Source organism: Oceanivirga salmonicida, assembly GCF_001517915.1.
GTDB classification, from domain to species: domain Bacteria; phylum Fusobacteriota; class Fusobacteriia; order Fusobacteriales; family Leptotrichiaceae; genus Oceanivirga; species Oceanivirga salmonicida.
The window spans coordinates 1-4,918 of record NZ_LOQI01000091.1; the positions used below are offsets into that span (position 1 = coordinate 1).

Sequence of the window (4,918 nt, forward strand, 5' to 3'; positions counted from 1 at the left end):
TCTATAAGTTGTTTTGAATCTTCAATATTTATTATATTTGCATTCATTTTTTCAAAATCTTTTAAATAAGGGTTCTTATTTTTATACTCACAAAAATAATCTACAATTATACTTTTATTATCATCATTAAATTTCGCTAAAAAACTTATCAATTCTTTCATTGATTTAATTTTTTCTGCTCTTTTTAATATTATTAATTCATTAGTTGAAAATAGAGATTGATTAGTAATGCTTTCTATAAATTGCTCATATTCTTCTTTTATATATGCATCATATACCTTAATATCAGTAAACTCTTTCATTATTTCTTCTATCTTAACTGCTCTAGAATTAAGACCTGTAACATAGTATATCATTTATATAATCCTATAGTTTGTCTTACTATTTCCATTTTTCTACTTGCTATTTCATTTGCCTTTGTTGCACCTTGTTTTAATATTTCATTTACATAATCCATATTATTTAATAATTTTTCTCTTTTTTCTCTTGCATCTTTAAAATATTCTAGCATAGTACCAAGTAATTCTTTTTTAGCATGACCATAACCATAGCCACCTTCTATAAATTTTTGTTTCATTATTTGAACATTTTCTTTACTAGCAAATAATTCGTAGATTTTAACTATGTTATTATTTGGGTCTTTTGGTTCTTCTAAGGCTTTACTATCTGTTACTATACTCATAATTTGTTTTTTCAAATCTTTTTCTGGTAAAAACATATTTATTACATTTCCATAAGATTTACTCATTTTTTCCCCATCTGTTCCTTGTACTACTGAAACACTTTCTAATATTAAATCTTCTGGTAACTTAAATACTTCTTTTCCATATTGTTCATTAAATTTAGTAGCAATATCACGAGTAAATTCTACATGTTGCTTTTGATCTTTACCAACTGGCACTATATCAGTATCGTATAATAAGATATCGGCCGCCATTAAAACAGGGTAAGTAAATAGACCAGTATTAGCCTTAATACCTTTATTTACCTTATCTTTAAATGCATGCCCACGCTCTAATAATGCAATAGGAGTTACATTTGATAAAATCCACATAAGTTCTGTATGGTATACTACGTCTGATTGTAAAAATATAGTAGATTTTTTAGGGTCTAAACCTAATGCTAAATAATCTAATATTACATTTTTAGTATTTTCTCTTAATAATTCTGAATTTTTATTTGATGTTAGTGAATGGTAATCTGCTAAAAAATATAGCCCTTCATACTTATCTTGCATATCAACAAATTGTTTTAATGCTCCAAAATAGTTTCCTATATGTAACATACCACTTGGCTGTATTCCTGATAAACTTCTCATAATCTCTCCTTAATCTTATTATATTTTTCTTTCATTTTCTGGTGTGAAATATTTATATTCATTATTTCTAATTTCATCTAAACTATATTCCCTTGTTATTTCTCCATTTTCAAATACTGTTTGTAATATAGTGTTGGGGCTATATGTACCCTCTTTTAAATTAGAAATGTTTATAGTTTTTATTACTCCGTTTTTATCTTTTATTAAATCTAATCTACCTTTTTTACTTATTTTGCCCCTATCAGTTATAGGGTTTTTAAATACGTCTATATATTTATCATGAACTTTTATAGAACTGCATTTCATAGCAAATCTATGAGTATCTCTATTTATACTTGAATGACGATTACCTTGTAATAAGGCCCCACCACAACCCATGGTAATATTTTCTGTTGAATAACCTGACTCTGTTACTATTTTTAGTATGTCCCATATACTATCTTCATATACATTGTCTCCTTGTATTATTCTAACCTTATTAAGAACCTTATAACCTTTACTATTTACTTCGCATCCAAATGCTTGTTCTAATTTTTCAAGAGCAAATAATATATTAATAACTGCATCTCCACTGTCTGGTCTTATAACTACTAAACCATCTCTTTTTTCTATTTTATCTTTTAATTTTTTACAAATAATATTTTCTACAGCATCAAAATAGTTATATGAATCACATACTATTGCAACTACTCCTTTATCAAAAGTATCTATAATATTTTCCATTGCATCTTTTTCATTTTCTTTACCCCAAGAAGTGATTGTACTATGTTCTGCTGCTGGTATACTAAAACCTGCACATTTTTCATTGTAGTATCTTCTACCATATACTAATGATTTTACATTATCAGTTCCTAAAAAATTAGTTAAATGTGCTAATCCACCAATACCTGCTGTTTCTTCACTAGAAGCACCCCTATACCCGAAATCATGTAACTTAAATGGCAATTCTTTTTCAATATTATCAGAAGTTTTGTCTAAAAAATGTCTTATTATTCTTTTTGCTTTATACGAATATGTAGCAACTGTTATTGGATACCATATTTTTAATAATAATGGTTCTAACCATGAAACTATCCAAGGAGTTTTTTCACAAGTAGATTCAATAGTTACTAAAACATTATGATTAGGTACTAAAACACCTTCAGTAACTGCCCTTATTCTTATTGGAAGTTTTCCATCTAACTCATTTACGATATAGTCAAAGCCTTTTCTATCAAAAGGAACTCCGTGCATATTAAAAATTTTATCTGCTTCATCTACCATTTCTTTTGTTATTCTAGTTGATAAATATTTTTTCAAATAATATTGGAGTCCAAAGAACTTAGTATAACCATACTGTCCCCCCCTACTTTCAATATAACTATGCATATACACCATATCTTTTGGGTATTGCTTTGGATGTGATACCTTATATGAATCACAAGCCAGTATTAAGTTTTCCATTATTAACTCCTTTTTTATTTCGTTTCGACATTATTTTTATCTCTTCTTTTTTTTTAGAATATATATACTATCATAAAGTATTGTATACATTGATTTTCTTTTAAAAATTTTTAATAAAATATATGTGAATAATGCTGCTAAACTTATAGAAAATATATTTTGATAATTTCCTGTAATTTCCATAACTAAAACTATTGCTGTAAATGGTGCTTTAATTATTGCAGTAAAATATGCAACCATCGATATAACTATAAAATGCATTATATATGCTGAATCTAAATTAAATATTTTATAAATTCCTATTCCATATATTTTACCTATTAATGCTCCTATTAATAAACTTGGTATAAATAATCCACCAGGTACATTAGTAGAATGTGATATGGCTGTAAATATAAATTTAAATATAAACAATATAATTATAGTTTTAACTCCTATATCTTTTATTATAAGTTTTTCTATTAAATCACGACCACTACCTGTAACACTAGTCAAAAATATTACTAATATATATGAAAAAATTACTACTATTATTAATTTAATATATGAATTTATCTTTATTTTATTATATATTTTTTGTGTTATTAATAATAAACTATCAAATATATTGGCAATTATAACTACTATTACACTTAGTATTAATATTAATAATATTTCTAAAAACATATATTTTAAATCTTTAAGTGCTGGATTTATATAATGTAAATTTGGTATTATATCTTTTTTTCCTAAAAATATTCTAACAATTAAACTAGAGGATATACTTCCAACTATTGTACATAATAATAACGTTATTGAAAAAGAATTATTTAATTCTTCTAGGGTAAATACAATACCAGAAATAGGCGCATTAAATGCTGCTGTAAGTCCTGCAGAAGAGCCTGCACTTATTAATTTCTTTTCTTCTAATTCACTATTTTTTGTAATCTTTTTTAAACTTTCCCCAACACTACTTCCTAAATATATAGATGGTCCAACCATACCTAATGACAAACCTATAAATCTACCTAATACTCCACCTATAAATTTATATATTATTTCAAAAAAACTAGTAAATATTATTTTCTTTTTTATAAGTGCCATTACTTGAACTATACCTGTTCCCCTTATTAAAGGGTATTTTATCATCATTTTTTGAGTAAGAATTGCAGATATAAAAAATAAGACTAATACTAATGGTTTACTTTGTTCCATAATAATTTGTCTTAAATCAACTATTTTATCAAGTGATATTCTATATAAGACAACTATAAAGCCAGTTATTATTCCTATAATAGCCGAATACCATATCAGTTTTAGTCTTCCATTAAATTCATTTTTCAATGAAAATACTTTATTTTTCATTATTTTCCTACCTTAATATTATGGTGGAAGTGACGAGAATCGAACTCGTGTCCACAATAAGGGTCCATATAACTTTCTACAAGCTTAGATAATTTATCTTTTTAATTTATTGGATGCTAAATTACCAAAGGTCCATAAACTAGATTATTAATGTCCTACAAGCTATAATCATTACTTATAGTAAGCTATTTATTTGACGTTAGTAGCTACTAAATAGCATCATAGTACTAACGAAAGCTGCTACGCAGCTAAAGAATAATTTTTGTTTCCGTTTATTTTTAAAAGATTTATAGTTTCTCAACTGCTTGCTTATCATACGCTTCTTACCATGTCGAAACCTTTACACTCCCATATATGAATTATACCAATTTTTAGCAATAAATTCAACAAAAAAGAGCCTTAACAAATAATATGTTTTTTGTTTCAACTCTTTAACTGTATATTTTTAATACATATCTAATTAAATTACTTAACTTCTCTTATACTAACTTCATAATTACAACATATCATAGTATATATTTGTAAACCTTCTAACTGTTCATCTGTGAAATAATCTTTGTATTTCTTTGCTTCTATTTGTTCTTTTGCTTCTTTATGTTTATTTTCTATATCTTTTGGTGTATCTACACATTTTAATTCTATTAATTTTGCTTGCCTTGTCATATATGCTGGTAATAATATTATATCTGCTTCTCCTATACCTGCTTTTTGTTCTACTTTGGCTATATAATAACCAGATAAATTAAATAGGGTTGCTATTAATGTTCTATATGCTCTCTCATATGTCTTAATATCTTTTGCATATACTTGTTT

Annotated in this window: 4 protein-coding genes, 1 other RNA gene and 1 pseudogene; all 6 read right to left on the reverse strand. The window is 25.9% G+C overall.

The window, feature by feature from the left end; all coding sequences use genetic code 11:
- Window positions 1-356: pseudogene (locus AWT72_RS07980) on the reverse strand (hypothetical protein); the annotation flags it as partial.
- Window positions 353-1,321, reverse strand: coding sequence for a tryptophan--tRNA ligase (gene trpS / locus AWT72_RS07985; protein WP_067143392.1), 969 nt, complete (start codon window positions 1,319-1,321; stop codon window positions 353-355). The pseudogene AWT72_RS07980 and the gene trpS, both read right to left, overlap by 4 nt.
- Window positions 1,322-1,336: 15 nt before the next feature.
- Window positions 1,337-2,761, reverse strand: coding sequence for a nicotinate phosphoribosyltransferase (locus AWT72_RS07990; RefSeq protein WP_067143395.1), 1,425 nt, complete (start codon window positions 2,759-2,761; stop codon window positions 1,337-1,339).
- A 36-nt stretch (window positions 2,762-2,797) separates the two neighbouring features.
- A complete protein-coding gene (locus AWT72_RS07995) occupies window positions 2,798-4,105 on the reverse strand; it encodes a ClC family H(+)/Cl(-) exchange transporter (RefSeq protein WP_067143398.1) in 1,308 nt (435 codons plus the stop codon).
- Between the two features lie 21 nt (window positions 4,106-4,126).
- Window positions 4,127-4,455: a transfer-messenger RNA gene (gene ssrA / locus AWT72_RS08000) on the reverse strand.
- A 115-nt stretch (window positions 4,456-4,570) separates the two neighbouring features.
- On the reverse strand, window positions 4,571-4,918 hold a 348-nt coding region (locus AWT72_RS08005), incomplete at its 5' end, for a PD-(D/E)XK nuclease domain-containing protein (RefSeq protein ID WP_197407638.1).

Bases quoted from the DNA above. Each gene is read 5' to 3' on its own strand.
- AWT72_RS07995 (WP_067143398.1), bottom strand. From the start codon at position 4,105: ATGAAAAATAAAGTATTTTCATTGAAAAATGAATTTAATGGAAGACTA.
- AWT72_RS07990 (WP_067143395.1), bottom strand. From the start codon at position 2,761: ATGGAAAACTTAATACTGGCTTGTGATTCATATAAGGTATCACATCCA.